Consider the following 14,213-nt stretch of genomic DNA (forward strand, 5'->3'; position numbering starts at 1 on the left):
CGCAATCAGTTCAGCAAATTGCGGATGGCGTACTGCAAAATGCCACCATGCCGGTAGTAATCGGCTTCGGTGGGGGTGTCAATGCGAACCAAAGCGTCAAACTCGACGGCCCCCGCCTTGACATGAACAGTCTTGGGCGTCTTGCCGTCATTGAACGTCGTCACCCCGGTGATTTCGAAGGTTTCTTTACCTCGAATGCCAAGCGTGGTCGCGTTCTGGCCCTCTGGAAACTGGAGCGGCAGCACCCCCATGCCAATCAGGTTGGAGCGGTGGATACGCTCGTATGATTCGGCAATGACAGCCTGTACGCCCAGCAAGATCGTCCCCTTGGCTGCCCAATCGCGCGAGGACCCAGAGCCGTATTCTTTCCCGGCCAGAATCACCAGTGGAGTCTTGGCCTTGAGATAGTGCTCGGAGGCCTCGAAGATCGTCGCGACCGGAGCGCCGTCGCGCGTGAAGTCGCGCGTCCAGCCGCCTTCCGTGCCCGGAGCGATCTGATTGCGCAGCCGCACGTTGGCAAAGGTTCCGCGAATCATGACCTCGTGATTGCCGCGACGCGAACCGTAGGAATTGAAATTCTTGGGTTCTATGCCACGTTCGGACAGATAAGCCGCCGCTGGAGAGTCCTTCGCAATGGTGCCGGCCGGGCTGATGTGGTCGGTCGTGACCGAATCGCCCAGCAGTGCCAGGACACGCGCCCCCTTGATGTCGGATACGGGTGCCGGGTCGCGGCCCATACCCTCGAAGTACGGCGGGTTGCGCACATACGTGGAAGCAGGCTCCCAGGTGAAAAGGCTGCCTTCGGGCGTGGGCAGGTCCTTCCAGTCGGAGCCCCCGTCGAACACGTTGGAATAACCTCGCGTGTACATGTCGGCCGTAATGGACGACTGGATCACTGCCTGGATTTCGGCGGAAGTCGGCCAGATATCCTTGAGGTAGACGTCTTTACCTTGGGTGTCCTTGCCCAGCGAAGTGCTTGCCAGATCGACGTCCATGCGTCCGGCCAGTGCATAGGCCACCACCAGCGGGGGCGACATCAGGTAGTTCATCTTGACTTCGGAGTGGATGCGTCCCTCGAAGTTGCGGTTGCCAGAAAGCACCGAGCACACGGCCAGATCATTGGCACGCACGGCTTCTGAGACTTCGGGGATGAGTGGTCCAGAGTTCCCGATACAGGTGGTGCAGCCGTAGCCCACCAGATTGAACCCGAGTTTGTCCATGTAGGGATTCAGGCCCGCCTTGGCGTAGTAATCAGTGACCACACGAGATCCAGGCGCCAGGCTGGTCTTGACCCAGGGCTTGGTGCGCAGGCCTTTTTCGACCGCCTTCTTGGCCAGCAACCCGGCCGCCATCATGACGGCAGGATTGGACGTGTTGGTGCAAGACGTGATGGCGGCAATGACCACCATGCCATGATCGATGGTGTATTCGGGTCCCCCGTCGGCGGGTTTGACCTTGGCGGGATTCGGCTTGGGCGACCCCGGAAGCGCTGCCAGGGATTTTGCAAAGGCCTGCTTGGCATTGGAGAGCGCAATACGATCCTGCGGGCGTTTCGGGCCTGCAATGGAAGGCTCGACCGTGCTCAGGTCAAGTTCAAGAGTTTCGGAATACTGGGGCTCGTGAGCCGGGTCGTGCCACAGGCCCTGCGCCTTGGCGTAGGCCTCGACGAGCTTCACTTGTTCTTCCGGACGGCCGGTGAAGCGCAGGTAGTTCAGGGTTTCGTCATCCACCGGGAAGATGGAAATGGTGGAGCCGTATTCGGGGCTCATGTTGCCGATGGTGGCACGGTTGGCCAGTGGCACCGCCGCCACGCCCGGTCCGTAGAATTCGACGAACTTGCCCACCACGCCATGCTTGCGCAGGCGCTCGGTGATGGTGAGCACCAGGTCTGTGGCCGTGGTGCCCTCGGGCAAGGACCCATGCAGTTTGAAACCCACCACGCGCGGAATCAGCATGGAGATCGGCTGCCCCAGCATGGCGGCCTCGGCTTCGATGCCGCCCACGCCCCAGGCCACGACGCCCAGGCCGTTGACCATGGGGGTATGCGAGTCAGTGCCCACACAGGTGTCCGGGTAGGCTTCGGTTTCGCCGTTGACCTGCCGCGTGAACACGCCGCGGGCCAGGTGTTCCAGGTTCACCTGGTGCACGATGCCGGTATCTGGAGGCACCACACGGAAGTTGTCGAACGCCGTTTGCCCCCAGCGCAGGAACTTGTAGCGCTCTACGTTGCGACGGTATTCGATTTCCTGGTTGCGCTTGAACGAGGCGTTATGACCGAAGTCTTCGACAATGACCGAGTGGTCGATGACGAGTTCGACGGGCGCCTGTGGGTTGATGCGCTCAGGGTCGCCCCCCAACGCTTTCATGGCGTCGCGCATCGCGGCCAGATCGACCACGGCCGGCACGCCGGTGAAATCCTGCAAAATGACACGTGCCGGTGTGAAGGCGATTTCACGGTCGGGTTGCGCCTTGGGGTCCCAAGAGGCCAAAGCACGAATATCGTCGGCCGTGACGGAGCCGCTGCCTTCGGTACGCAGCAGATTTTCAAGCAACACCTTGAGCCCATAAGGCAGGTGCCCAGGGTCCAGGCCCTGGTCTTTCAAGGCATTCAGGCTATAGATGCGGTAGGACTTACCCCCCACATCCAGAGTTGCCCGCGCACCAAAACTATTGGGGTGATCCATTGCAAATTCTCCTGGAAGTTTCAAGCCAGGGGAGCCGGCACTACACCACCAGGCAGCGCTGTGTGCACAAGCCCCCGCGTGTTACTCACATCACACGAATCATCTTACACGCAAAGCCCGGCGCGCCTCCAACCGGCCACAGCGTGAATAAGGACAATTCCAGTAGGGGTAAACGACCGGATGCTACTTAGGGTTAACGGCAGCTTGGGCGGGTTGCGTCACTAAACTGGGTGCCATCACCTGCCCGCTTGGCGCAGGACGCCCCTACCCCGTTGAACAGGACACCACCATGGCATTTCCGGCATTTTTCACCCAGGTTCCCCGTATCGTGCTGCACGATGGCCTCGCCGAACTGCTCGGCGCTTCTGACGATGGCCTGATGGACTATGGCTACGAAGATGCCGTACGTCTGGCGGGGCACTCATGTCCTACCGTGGCGGGCGCCTGGCTCATGACCACGCACGCGCTCAAGGCGCTTTATCCCAACTCTATCCCAGAGCGTGGCGAGATCCAGGTCAGCTTTGGCGAAGCAGCCGACAGCGGCGTTACAGGCGTGGTGGCCAACGTGGCCAGCCTGATCACGGGCGCCACGGCCGACACGGGTTTCCATGGCCTGGCCGGCCAGCATGATCGCCGCAACCTGCTGTTCTTCAATGCCGACATCGCCGGCGAGATCGCCTTCACCCGGCGTGACACCGGCGCCAGTGTGGCCGTGTCGTACAGTGCTCGCAGCATTGCGCCCTCGCCCATCACCATGCCGCTGTTGCAGCATATTTTGGCCGGGCAAGCCACGACGGATCAAAAACGTGAACTCACGGCAGCCTGGCAAGACCGCGTGCAGCGCATCCTGAAAGCAGGCGACGAGCCTGGCATCATCACCCTGACGTGGCAAACCGCCGAGCAGGCGCAATAAGAAAAGCCGGCTAAAGCCGGCTTCCCGTTCGCGGTCGATTTGAGCTCTTGAGCAGATCAGCCACGAGCGGCTCCGCCCCGCAACGCTACAGTTCGCGCCGGCAGCGATCCTCGAGCCGGCGGCCATGCTCCTCGTAATAGCTGCGTTTGTCCTCGTACATGGCGCGATCAGCCTCGCGCATGGCCTTTTCCAAGGCGTTGGAATCGCGGCACACCGAAATGCCCGCCGAAACGCTCAGTTCGGGGCCGCTGTAATACTGATTGTTCAGTACGACCAGTGAACGGATGTTGTTGAGCACCGTAGTGGTAGCGGCTTCGTCCATGCCGGGCAACACCACCATGAATTCATCCCCGCCAATGCGCGCCGCCGTCGCAGGCCGATCCACCGCCTTGTTCAACACCTCGCCAAAGCGCCGTAAAAGATCGTCTCCCGCCGCGTGTCCCTGTTCGTCATTGACGAACTTGAGGTCGTTCAAATCCAGCGCCACGAAACCCACCAACGGGGTACGTTTGTGGCTCAGGCGGCCCAGCTCGTCCACAAAGAAAGAACGGTTCTTCAGTTGCGTCAGCACGTCGTGCTGGCCAAGATACTCGAGATAAGCCTCTGCCTTCTTGCGCGCCGTGATGTCGGTAAGCGCCAGCAGGACGAGTTCCCAATCGTCTTCATGGCCCTTGAAGACCGAAAGCTGCAGATGGATGTGCAGCAAATCGCCCTGCAGGGTGCGGTTTCGCACCTCTTTCTGGTGAAACAGACGCCCCTCCCAGAGCTCGATCAGCTGCTCGGCAAAAGTGTCACGCATCTCTTCGCGGAAGACCTCATCGAGCCGCGACAGCAGTTCGGCCCGTGACTGGGCCTTGTAAAGATCCAGCGTGTAGCCATTGACGTCGACCACGCGGATCTCATCCATGCAGCGGTCGACGAATTCTCCATGCACGTTGATGAAGGTGCGAAAGTCGACGATCCCCTGGACGCGCAAATCGTCCAGCAGCCGCTTGATCTTGCTGAAGTCTTCAACCCACAGCGATACAGGCGCCTGCTCGAAGAACTCGCGCGCGAGCCCGGCACTGGTCTGCGCCTGACGGCGGACATCCTGCAGCTCGGTGATGTCTTCCATGGCCACCAGGATGCGGTCCCACGGACGCTCGGCATCGGCCAGCATGACGCCCTTGAGCGACAGGTCGAGCCGCCGCCCCGACAAGGTGTAATTGACGGCCACGCTGTGAAAAGTGCGGCTGCCTGTCCACATCTGGACGAGCTCGCCCGCAAACCCGTCGAGCATGTCGTCGCGCAACACGCTGGGCAGCTGTCCCATCAGGTGATCCTGCGAATCAGCCTCATAAAGCTCGAGTGTGCGGCGATTGACGCGCAGCACGCGCATCAGTCGCGCACAATGCTGGACACGAGAGCGATCCTCTCGCAGCCATTCGCCCAAATCTGAAACACCCTGTTTGCGCCACCGTTCGAACTGCAAGAAGAGTTCGCTGTAGTCTTCCAGCCACAAAGGCATGGGCATGACTTCAAAGAAGTCGAGAATACCAAAACCGCTTCCTGCTACGACCTGACGTTCTGCGCTCACTCAGAACCCCTTTGAAGAAAATACTGCCTATCAACCGAGCGGCCGCCTGCTGTAGGCCTGCTCCCGGCACAGATGCACATTATGCCTCGGTCTGCCACCATCCATTCGACGGATGGCGCCTCTGCCTCAATGCCACCCCCTCAAGGCGAAGCTGATGCTATGCTGGCTGACTTCGCCCTACGACATCCGGACATGGAACACCTGAACCAAGCGCTGTTTCTGTGGATCAACGCTAACGATCCGTCGACCACCAGCCTGTTCATCGGCCATTTGCTCGCCAACACGCTGATTTACCTGTTCCCGGTCTACATCGTCGTCAACTGGCTACGTACCGACGGCGCAGGCCGCGAAGCGCTACTGCAAGCGGTGGTAGCTGCCATCATCGGCATGATTCTTGCCTGGGCGATCGCCAAAGTCTGGTTCCACCCGCGACCCTTTGCCATCGGCGTAGGTCACCAATACTTGCCGCACAAGGCGACTGCGTCGTTTCCGAGCAACCACCTGAGCTTCATCTGGTCGTTGTGTGCCGGGCTTTACCTGCACCCTGTGCGCCGCCGCGCTGCCGTCATCCTGGCCGTCATCGGCCTGCTCGTTGCCTGGGCCCGCATCTACATGGGGGTGCACTGGCCCTTGGACATGGTGGGCGCATTGGTCACCGCAATCGTGGCTGCAATCATTTCAGCCCCGTTGCGCCGGCATGCCATTCCGCACCTGCGGCGCGTGATCGAACCGGTGTACCACCTGGTCTTTGCCTGGCCCATCCGCAAGGGCTGGGTGCGGGCGTAGCCTGTCTCCAACGAGGGCTCGACAAACCACGGCAAGGAAGACCACGCTGTTTCAAGCGCCTGTCCGGTCAGTCATGACCCTCTCGAAAAATGCCTGGCGCCACCGACAGCCGCCTGCAGGAATCCAGCAACGCCCGCGCTGGCGGTGCATCGCCGGCCACCCGCAGCGACGCGGCGGGCCCCACCAGAGTCAGCGACAGGGCCACCTCCCCGTGCGCACCAAAGACAGGGGCTGCCACCGCATTGATGCCGGCCATATGGTCTCCTTCAACAGCGGCGAAGCCGTCTTGGCGGATGCGAGCAGCCAGTAGCGCCGGAAGCGCATGAGTCGGTTCTGCCTGCCACACAGAGAACACACGGCCCGTCGCTGAAGTCGCACCGTCCAAAACCGCCCCTTCGGCGATCGCGATGGATACGACGCGTGAAGGCTGAAACACGCGCACTGCGGTGGCGCCGCCGCCCCCCCAGACTGAGACGAAGCAGGTTTCGGCCTGCTCCTCGGAGAGCCGCCTGGCTTCTTCAAGCGCCTGATTCAACGTATCTTGCTGTGTAAGCCAACGCAAGGCGAGTGTGCGCACTGCGGGGCCCAGCTCGTACAACCCTGTGGCAGGGTCTTGCACCACCCAGCCGGCGCGCTGCAAGCTGACCAGATAGCGATAGGCTTTGGCTCGATGCATACCGACTCGCCGCGCGAGATCGGACAAATTGCAAGGCTCAGAGTGACTTGCGAGACTATCAAACAAAGAAAGCCCTACTTCGACCGACTGCACACCCTGAGCAGCCTCCAACTTTACGGTATGTGCCATCGCCATAGTCAGCGCCGCTTGACGCTGCATCCTACCTATTTTATTCTGTTCCTCTAATAATAACATTGTTACTCATTAAATAACATTTGCCGGAACGCTATGTCTCACGACCTCTCTTTGCCGCTCCAGTACATGAGCGGCTTCGGTAACGAATTTGCCACGGAATGCCTGCCAGGCGCCCTACCTGTCGGACGCAACAACCCCCAGAAGGCACCCTACGGACTCTATGCGGAACAACTCTCAGGCACTGCCTTCACCCAGCCACGACACCTCAACCGTCGCTCATGGCTCTACCGCATTCGCCCTGCGGCCATGCATCAACCTTTCGAAGCCAGCCCAGCCGGCGCACGCTGGCTGAGCCACTTTGACGAGGTCCCGACCCCGCCCGACCAACTGCGCTGGGATCCACTTCCTCTGCCCGATACACAAGTTGCGGCCGACTTCATCGACGGCATGGTCACCATGGGGGGCAACGCGGGCTGCGGCATCCATATCTACACGGCAAACCGCTCCATGCAGAGCCGTTATTTCTACAACGCAGACGGCGAACTGCTCATCGTGCCGCAACAGGGCAGACTGGTACTGGCCACCGAGCTCGGCACTCTCGAGGTCGAGCCACAAGAAATTGCCGTCATTCCGAGAGGAATACGGTTCCAGGTCAGGCTACCCGACGGTGCCGCACGGGGCTATGTCTGCGAAAACTACGGCGAGCACTTAAAGCTGCCAGACCTCGGGGTCATAGGCTCCAACGGCCTGGCCAACGCCAGGGATTTCCTGACTCCCGTAGCAACCTATGAAGACAAAGAAGGCGATTTTGAGTTGTTGGCAAAATTCCAGGGACACTTCTGGACCGCCGGCATCAAGCACTCACCATTGGACGTCGTGGCCTGGCATGGCACCCACGTCCCCTACAAGTACGACCTGCGGCGCTTCTGCGCCATAGGCTCGATCAGCCATGACCACCCCGATCCATCGATCTTCCTGGTGCTGCACGCCCCCAGCGCGATACCCGGGGTGGACACCATCGACTTTGCCATCTTTGCACCCCGCGTGCTGGCTATGCAGGATACCTTCCGCCCACCATGGTTCCACCGCAATATCGCTAGCGAATTCATGGGGCTGGTACATGGAGCCTACGACGCCAAGGCCGAAGGCTTTCTACCTGGTGGGGCCTCACTCCACAACTGCATGACCGGCCACGGGCCCGACGCCGAGACCTTCGAAAAAGCCAGCCACTCCGACACGACCAAGGCCGACTACGTCACCGACACCATGGCCATCATGTTCGAAACACCTGCCGTCATCCACCCCACACGCTTCGCCCTGGAATCCAAGCAGCGGCAGCACGAATACTACCGGTGCTGGCAAGGACTGAAGAAGCACTTCGATCCCAACAAGCGCTAAGCCACACGGCACCAAGCCGTCCTGGGCGAGTGCTGCTCGCCCCATTTTTCGCGCACACCCCGGCTTTGGCCACTGCCACCCTTGGCACATGATCCCGCTGGATTCGTCAGCGAAGGCCCTGCTCCAACTGGTTCTCTACTCCCCTGGACGATTGTATACAAAAAAACGGGGAGTTGCACCATTCTGTGCCTTAACCGTGAAAATTAGGGGAAATACCAGTATGTATGAATACATAGTGTATTCATAATTAGAGCATAAATGCTAAATTGACCGGAATTAACCGATTGCATGCCATTCATGTATACAACAATTCAAGAAGCACTGCGTAATTTTTATGCAAGGCAAGCGCACCTGATCGATATGGGCAACCACGAAGACTGGGCGGATACTTTCACACCCAGCGGCGAGTTCCATTCCCCTACCTATGGTGCTGCTGCAGTCGGTCGAGAGAACCTGGTCAATATTGCAAAACAGTATCAGGAAGGCGCACGGAAGGCTGGTGAAACACAGCGGCACCTGGTACAGGACCTCTGGATAGAACAGGCCGATGAGCAGTCAGCGCGCACGCGGGCTTATCTAATGATCACAGCCGCTCGGGGCACTGATCCCGGCGTACGCATCCTGCGGCTGGTCACCATTGCTGACCGGCTTCTGAACCAGGACGGAGAATGGCGCGTTGCCCGTAGGGACGTCCTCTACTGAAGCCTGACTCCGCCGTCCGACCAGAACCCAATTTTCATTCATCAATTCTCACAGGTGAAAAGTGACCGATCATTCCGACCTTCAGGGCAGCCCGTCCTGCACCCCCCATTATCCGGAGCTCTCCGGACGGGTTGCCGTTGTCACAGGCGCTGCACGCGGCATGGGCGCCTGCTTTGCAGCGGGGCTTGCACGTCAAGGAGTCCACGTCCTGGGCGTCGATATCGACGAAGCCACGCTACAGAACACCGTCAGAGAAGCTCATCAGACCGGATTATCCACACACCACGGCAGCTTCGAAGGCCTGCCATGCGATGTTTCATCGCGTAGCGACATACAGAAGATCGCTGCGCTGGCCGTGCAGCAATTCGGACGCCTGGACATCTGGGTCAACAACGCAGGCATCTTCCCGCAAACCGACGTCCCCAGCGTCGACACCAAACAAATCACGCAGACCTTCCAGATCAACGTAAACGGTGTCTTCTTCGGCGCTCAGGCAGCTGCCGAGCAGATGAAACATGGCGGGGTCATCATCAACATGGCATCGGTGGCCGCCTTTCGAGTCCGCCGTGGCCGTGCCGTCTATTCAGCCACGAAGGCGGCCGTGCACAATCTCACACAATCTCTGGCCGTCGAACTGGGTGGGCAAGGCATCCGAGTCAACGCTCTGGCCCCCGGATTCATCGACACCGAGATGACGAACTGGGTCCGAGAGATCCCTGGGGCCATGGACAAGGCGCTGTCCACGATTCCCTTGGGCAGGATCGGTGAGCCCACCGACGTCCTCAACGCTCTACTGTTCCTCGTATCGGATGCAGCCGCCTATGTCTCAGGACAAACGCTGGGTGTGGATGGAGGATCCCGTCATGGCTGACCCCCGTTCGTTGCAACCGCCCGTTATCGACACCTGCACGTATCGGAGCGCCCGCTACGAAGCAAGCACTCGATCCAAAGGAGACACGCTATGAGTGATTGGGACGTCATTGTCATCGGCGCTGGTGGTGCCGGCCTCTCAGCTGCCGTATCCGCAGCAGAGCACGGCGCCAAGGTGCTGATACTGGAAGCCGAGAAGGAAATTGGCGGCTCGACGCAGCTCTCGGCCGGGATGTTCACAGCGGCCGACACCAGCGTGCAGCGGGCGCTGGGTATCCAGGACTCACCCGCACAATTCTTCCAGCATTACATGGATCTGAACCAGTGGCGCCTGCGCCCAGGGTTGATCAAAACCTTCTGCGAGTCCGCCGGACCAGCACTCGAATGGCTGATCAAACTGGGCGTGGACTTCCCATCGAAGCTCTCCACAAACGCACACGAAGGGGGCCTGATGCAGGCCGGGGTGGAAGCCATCTGGCGCGGGCATGTTCCTAGAGACCAGGGATACGGCATCGTCAGCGTGCTCAATCAGCACCGGCTGGCAAAGGGCATTGACCTGCTCCTGGACAACCGCGTCGACGACCTGGTCGTACGAGACGGACACGTAGCAGGCATCAAGATCGGTGGTGAAGAAATTGAGACTTCAGCCGTCGTCGTAGCCAGTGGAGGGTTTGCCCACAACGACTATCTGCGCAAGCTCTATTATCCAGAAACGCTGGAGGCGGGCGAGGATCTGTTCATCGTGGCAGCGCCTGGCAGCCGGGGTGACCACATTCGATTTGCCGAGTCAGCCCAGGCCGCGCTCACCGGGCATGGCTGGGGCCTGCTGATGGTGACCTCCTACCTGCAACGCCTGCATCACTGGCAATCGGGATTCCCGCCACGATCGCGGATCTACATCAACCGCGAGGGCGACCGATTCATGAACGAAGACATCCCCTACGCAGTCTCGCCAGGCATCGTCCGTGACAACGGCAACAGCGTATGGAATGTGTTTGACGAAAAAGCACGCCTGGCGCTTCCCCCTGGATACGCCCACTGGACAGCCCAGCGCGTCAAAGACGACGCCCACAGCGGCGCCATGCTCAGTGCCCCGACGCTCGAAGAGCTGGCGTCCAAGATGCATGTTCCTGCCGACCGGCTCATGGCGTCAATCAAACGCTGGAACGAGCAATTACCTCACGGGACGGACCCCGACTTCCTGCGGCAGGCCACCATGCACAACAAGGGGGACGACAAGCCACTGGATCCGATTGCGCAGGCGCCATTCTATGCAGCCCGGACGGGGCCTGCCGAACTGGTCTGCACCCACACAGGGCTGGTCATCGACAACGAAGCGCGCGTGCGCAACGCTTCAGGGTCCGTCATTGCAGGGCTCTACGCCGCAGGCGAGGCAGGCGGCGGTGTTCTGGGCAACCGCTATGTCGGTGGCGGCAACTCGGTGGCCAACGCCATCACCATGGGACGCATCGCAGGCATGAGTGCGGCGGCAGACGCAGCTGCACGCGCTCACTGACCGTTGCCACCCCGCCCTTGGGCCGATCGTCGAATGATCTGCCACAGAGCGGGTTCCCTCCTTTCATCTGAGAGGCAAGACCATGAGCGACACCACAAGCTCTTTCATGGAGCAGCTGCGTGCAGAGCGTGACATCAAGAATACGCTCCAGCAATACTGCCGAGGGGTAGACCGGCGCGATTTCGAGCGCGTACGAGAAGCCTACCATGCCGACGCTGAAGATCATCACGGCCCCTACAACGGCAACATCGACGGGTTGATCGGATGGATGGTGAGACGCCACGAGGGAGTAGCACAGTCGATGCACTTTCTAGGCAACTGCGTCATCGACTGGCGCTCTGACCGCATCGCTCTGGTCGAAACATACTGCGTGACCTACCAGCGGCTGAAAGCTGACGGCGCGTCGTCCCTATCGGACGTGGGCCTCACCGTCGGTAACAGCGGGCAGCAGACACAAGTGCGATGTCGATATCTGGACCGGTTCGAAAAACGCAATGGTCAGTGGAAGATCGCGCACCGCGTCGTAGCGTACGACTCTTTGCTACTCGAAGAGTCACCGGCACAATCACCCTTCGCAGGCGACATGCAGCTTTCGACCCGCAACCACGACGACCCGCTCTATGCCTTGCTTGCCTGATAATCCGGATCTTCACGCTGCAGCTCGGCCCACACCAGGCACGGCACGGCAGCTTTCAATTTCTTTCGGCGAAGTGGCTCGGCGAAACCCGGGCGCTCAAACGCTCATAGTTTTCCTTCAGCAAGACACCAGCAAAGTAGATGTGCTCACGCATGAGCTGCTCGGCCCGGGCCGCATCGCGCGCCATCACCGCCGCCACGATCCGATGATGGTCATTGTGCGATCGATCAATGACGCGGTGGTCGTCCCACAGCATGATCCGATCCGAGGCAAATGGAGCGGTCTGGGCCTGGGTCGTGAACCGTTTCACCCACGAGTTTCCTGCCGCTGCCAGCAATGTCTCATGCAGCTCTACGTTCATCTCCTGGTAGGGATGATGGTCCTCTGGCAAGAGCTGGCCTTTAGCCAAAATTGCATCTCCCCGCGCGAGACAGGCCTTCAACTTGCTGACTGCCAGGCTGGACAGCCCAATCTGGGCGGCACGGCGACAGGCGAGCCCCTCGAGGACGGCCCGCACCTCATAGGCGCCCACGATATCTTCATATTGATAAACCCGAACGCTGTAACCCCGCTTGGCCTGGTGTTCCAGCAACCCTTCGTGGCCCAGATTGGCCAGGGCGGCACGAATGGGCGTGCGCGACACGCCCAGCTTTTCAGCCAGAGGGATCTCTTCCAAACGCTCTCCGGGCGCCAACACACCTTGCAGCACCCACTCACGCAACGTCTGCGTCACGTGATCAGCCAATGTTGTATTCATCTTGTTATTGTATACATGTAACTCAAAAATGAAAGCTGAAATGCTCAAAAACGCCCACGATTAGGGGAAATACCAGTAACCCAGGATACTCCATGTATGCATAATGACCCCTCTTCCTGGAGCGAAATCACTGCAATGATAGCTCTCGTGAACCAGGCAGGGCTGCAACCTTAGCGGCTACACCATGTATACCTGAGTGGATCCCGGCACGCCACAACAGGTTCCAACATCGCCAAAATCCACCGCAACCCAGAAACCTCTACGAAAACCCGAGTCAGGATCAGTTCAACCAGGAGTCAACATGAAACTTCACGCAATCAGGAAAATCGCCTTATGCCTGGCCATGACGAGCCTGAGCCTAGGCCAAGCGGTACAGGCAGCAGAACCAGGCATCACAGACAACACGATCAAGATCGGCCTCTTCTCACCTTTGTCCGGTGCCGGCATGGCCTACGGTTATGACGTCGTCAATGCAGCCAAGATGTATTACGACAAGATCAACAAAGAAGGTGGCATCAACGGCCGCAAGATCGAGCTTGTGGTCGAGGACACCCGCTGCAATGCCAACGACTTGGTCGCTGCCGTCAAGAAGCTGGTCGAACAGGACCACGTCTTCCTGCTCAACGGAGGCTCATGCTCGGCTGCCGTGGTGGCCGCCAAAGAATTTGTAGAGCGGTCCAAGGTACCGTTCATCATGCTGAATGCATCAGGGGATGGCGCTCTGTACCCGCCATCAAAATACATCTACGGGGCGTTTTCGATTTCGCAGCATGCCGTAGGCGGTTCCATGGTCGAATTCGCAGTGGATCACCTCAAGGCAAAGAAGATCGGCTACATCAACCACGACGATGCCTATGGCACCTGGAATCTGACAGCTGCCGAATTCCAGGCCAAGCAACACCCAGGTACTTCCCTGACCGTGCAATCCATCAGCCCCAACATCAACGATGTCACGGCACCCATGCTGAAGGTACGTGCCGCCAATCCCGACGTGCTGCTGCTCACCACATACGCCCGTCCTGCAGCCCTGATCATCAAGAAGGCTCACGAACTGGGCTGGACCAAGCCCATCGTGCTGGCGGTCAACGGTACGGCCGACCTCAAGCAGCTGGTGGAAAACGTCGGTGGCCCGGCAGCCCTGAAGAACTTCTACATCCAGGACGTGGTGGCCGGCCTGCCGGATTCTCCCAAGATGAAATGGGTGTACGACATGTACAAGCAGTACTACCCGGATCTGGCTGCCAAGCCGGGCTATCCGCAAAGCTACATGCCCTATGGCATTCCGTCGGCCATGACGGTCGTGCAAGCACTGAAGGATGCCGGCCCACAGCCCACACGTGAAAAAGTACTGGCGGCACTGGAACACATGAAGCTGGACACCGGCGTCATGGCGGGCCCGATCGAGTTCACACCCACGGATCACGCGGGACAGAAGGCCGCCATCTACATGAAGTTCGATGGCACAAACAAGGAACTCATCCCGGGTTCGTTCAAGAGTGACTGGACCTACACCGGCAAGTAAGTCTGTCAGTCGACCCCTGACGGGTGCCCAGTCTTCATCGG

At 59.7% G+C, this 14,213-nt stretch carries 12 protein-coding genes; 8 read left to right on the top strand and 4 right to left on the bottom strand.

The window, feature by feature from the left end; translation table 11 throughout:
• Positions 1 to 5: 5 nt before the first annotated feature.
• Positions 6 to 2,684 carry an aconitate hydratase AcnA gene (gene acnA, locus VF285_RS03490; RefSeq protein WP_346951233.1) on the bottom strand — a complete coding sequence of 893 codons (2,679 nt, stop codon included), beginning with the start codon at positions 2,682 to 2,684 and terminating at the stop codon, positions 6 to 8.
• 289 nt (positions 2,685 to 2,973) lie between these two features.
• Between acnA and VF285_RS03495 the strand changes: the two genes are divergently transcribed.
• Positions 2,974 to 3,597 carry an FmdE family protein gene (locus VF285_RS03495; RefSeq protein ID WP_346951234.1) on the top strand — a complete coding sequence of 208 codons (624 nt, stop codon included), beginning with the start codon at positions 2,974 to 2,976 and terminating at the stop codon, positions 3,595 to 3,597.
• An 85-nt stretch (positions 3,598 to 3,682) separates the two neighbouring features.
• Here VF285_RS03495 and VF285_RS03500 read toward each other — a convergent pair whose 3' ends face one another.
• Positions 3,683 to 5,173 (bottom strand): sensor domain-containing diguanylate cyclase, encoded by a 1,491-nt coding sequence (locus VF285_RS03500; RefSeq protein ID WP_346951235.1) that lies wholly within the window; start codon positions 5,171 to 5,173, stop codon positions 3,683 to 3,685.
• Between the two features lie 159 nt (positions 5,174 to 5,332).
• Here VF285_RS03500 and VF285_RS03505 point away from each other — a divergent pair, with 159 nt between their 5' ends.
• On the top strand, positions 5,333 to 5,959 hold the full coding sequence (locus tag VF285_RS03505; RefSeq protein ID WP_346951236.1) for a phosphatase PAP2 family protein: 627 nt from the start codon (positions 5,333 to 5,335) through the stop codon (positions 5,957 to 5,959).
• A 67-nt stretch (positions 5,960 to 6,026) separates the two neighbouring features.
• Here the strand turns inward: VF285_RS03505 and VF285_RS03510 are convergent, their stop codons facing one another.
• Complete coding sequence (locus tag VF285_RS03510) at positions 6,027 to 6,830, bottom strand: IclR family transcriptional regulator (protein ID WP_346951237.1); 804 nt, start codon at positions 6,828 to 6,830, stop codon at positions 6,027 to 6,029.
• A gap of 33 nt (positions 6,831 to 6,863) precedes the next feature.
• Here VF285_RS03510 and hmgA point away from each other — a divergent pair, with 33 nt between their 5' ends.
• The 5 genes from hmgA to VF285_RS03535 all read left to right on the top strand — a co-directional run bounded on the left by hmgA (position 6,864) and on the right by VF285_RS03535 (position 11,893).
• Positions 6,864 to 8,168 (top strand): homogentisate 1,2-dioxygenase, encoded by a 1,305-nt coding sequence (hmgA, locus tag VF285_RS03515; RefSeq protein ID WP_346951238.1) that lies wholly within the window; start codon positions 6,864 to 6,866, stop codon positions 8,166 to 8,168.
• 297 nt (positions 8,169 to 8,465) lie between these two features.
• Positions 8,466 to 8,870, top strand: coding sequence for a nuclear transport factor 2 family protein (locus tag VF285_RS03520; RefSeq protein ID WP_346951239.1), 405 nt, complete (start codon positions 8,466 to 8,468; stop codon positions 8,868 to 8,870).
• Positions 8,871 to 8,931: 61 nt separating this feature from the next.
• Positions 8,932 to 9,741: an SDR family oxidoreductase gene (locus VF285_RS03525; RefSeq protein WP_346951240.1), complete on the top strand. Its 810-nt coding sequence runs from the start codon at positions 8,932 to 8,934 to the stop codon at positions 9,739 to 9,741.
• 90 nt (positions 9,742 to 9,831) lie between these two features.
• Positions 9,832 to 11,256, top strand: coding sequence for an FAD-dependent oxidoreductase (locus tag VF285_RS03530; protein WP_346951241.1), 1,425 nt, complete (start codon positions 9,832 to 9,834; stop codon positions 11,254 to 11,256).
• 82 nt (positions 11,257 to 11,338) lie between these two features.
• On the top strand, positions 11,339 to 11,893 hold the full coding sequence (locus VF285_RS03535) for a nuclear transport factor 2 family protein (protein ID WP_346951242.1): 555 nt from the start codon (positions 11,339 to 11,341) through the stop codon (positions 11,891 to 11,893).
• Between the two features lie 55 nt (positions 11,894 to 11,948).
• Here VF285_RS03535 and VF285_RS03540 read toward each other — a convergent pair whose 3' ends face one another.
• Positions 11,949 to 12,698, bottom strand: a complete 750-nt coding sequence (locus tag VF285_RS03540) for a GntR family transcriptional regulator (RefSeq protein WP_346951243.1) — start codon at positions 12,696 to 12,698, stop codon at positions 11,949 to 11,951.
• Positions 12,699 to 12,951: 253 nt separating this feature from the next.
• Here VF285_RS03540 and VF285_RS03545 point away from each other — a divergent pair, with 253 nt between their 5' ends.
• Positions 12,952 to 14,172, top strand: a complete 1,221-nt coding sequence (locus tag VF285_RS03545; RefSeq protein ID WP_346951244.1) for an ABC transporter substrate-binding protein — start codon at positions 12,952 to 12,954, stop codon at positions 14,170 to 14,172.
• The last annotated feature ends 41 nt before the right edge of the window (positions 14,173 to 14,213 follow it).

The organism is Castellaniella sp., assembly GCF_036379515.1.
Taxonomy (GTDB): domain Bacteria; phylum Pseudomonadota; class Gammaproteobacteria; order Burkholderiales; family Burkholderiaceae_B; genus Castellaniella.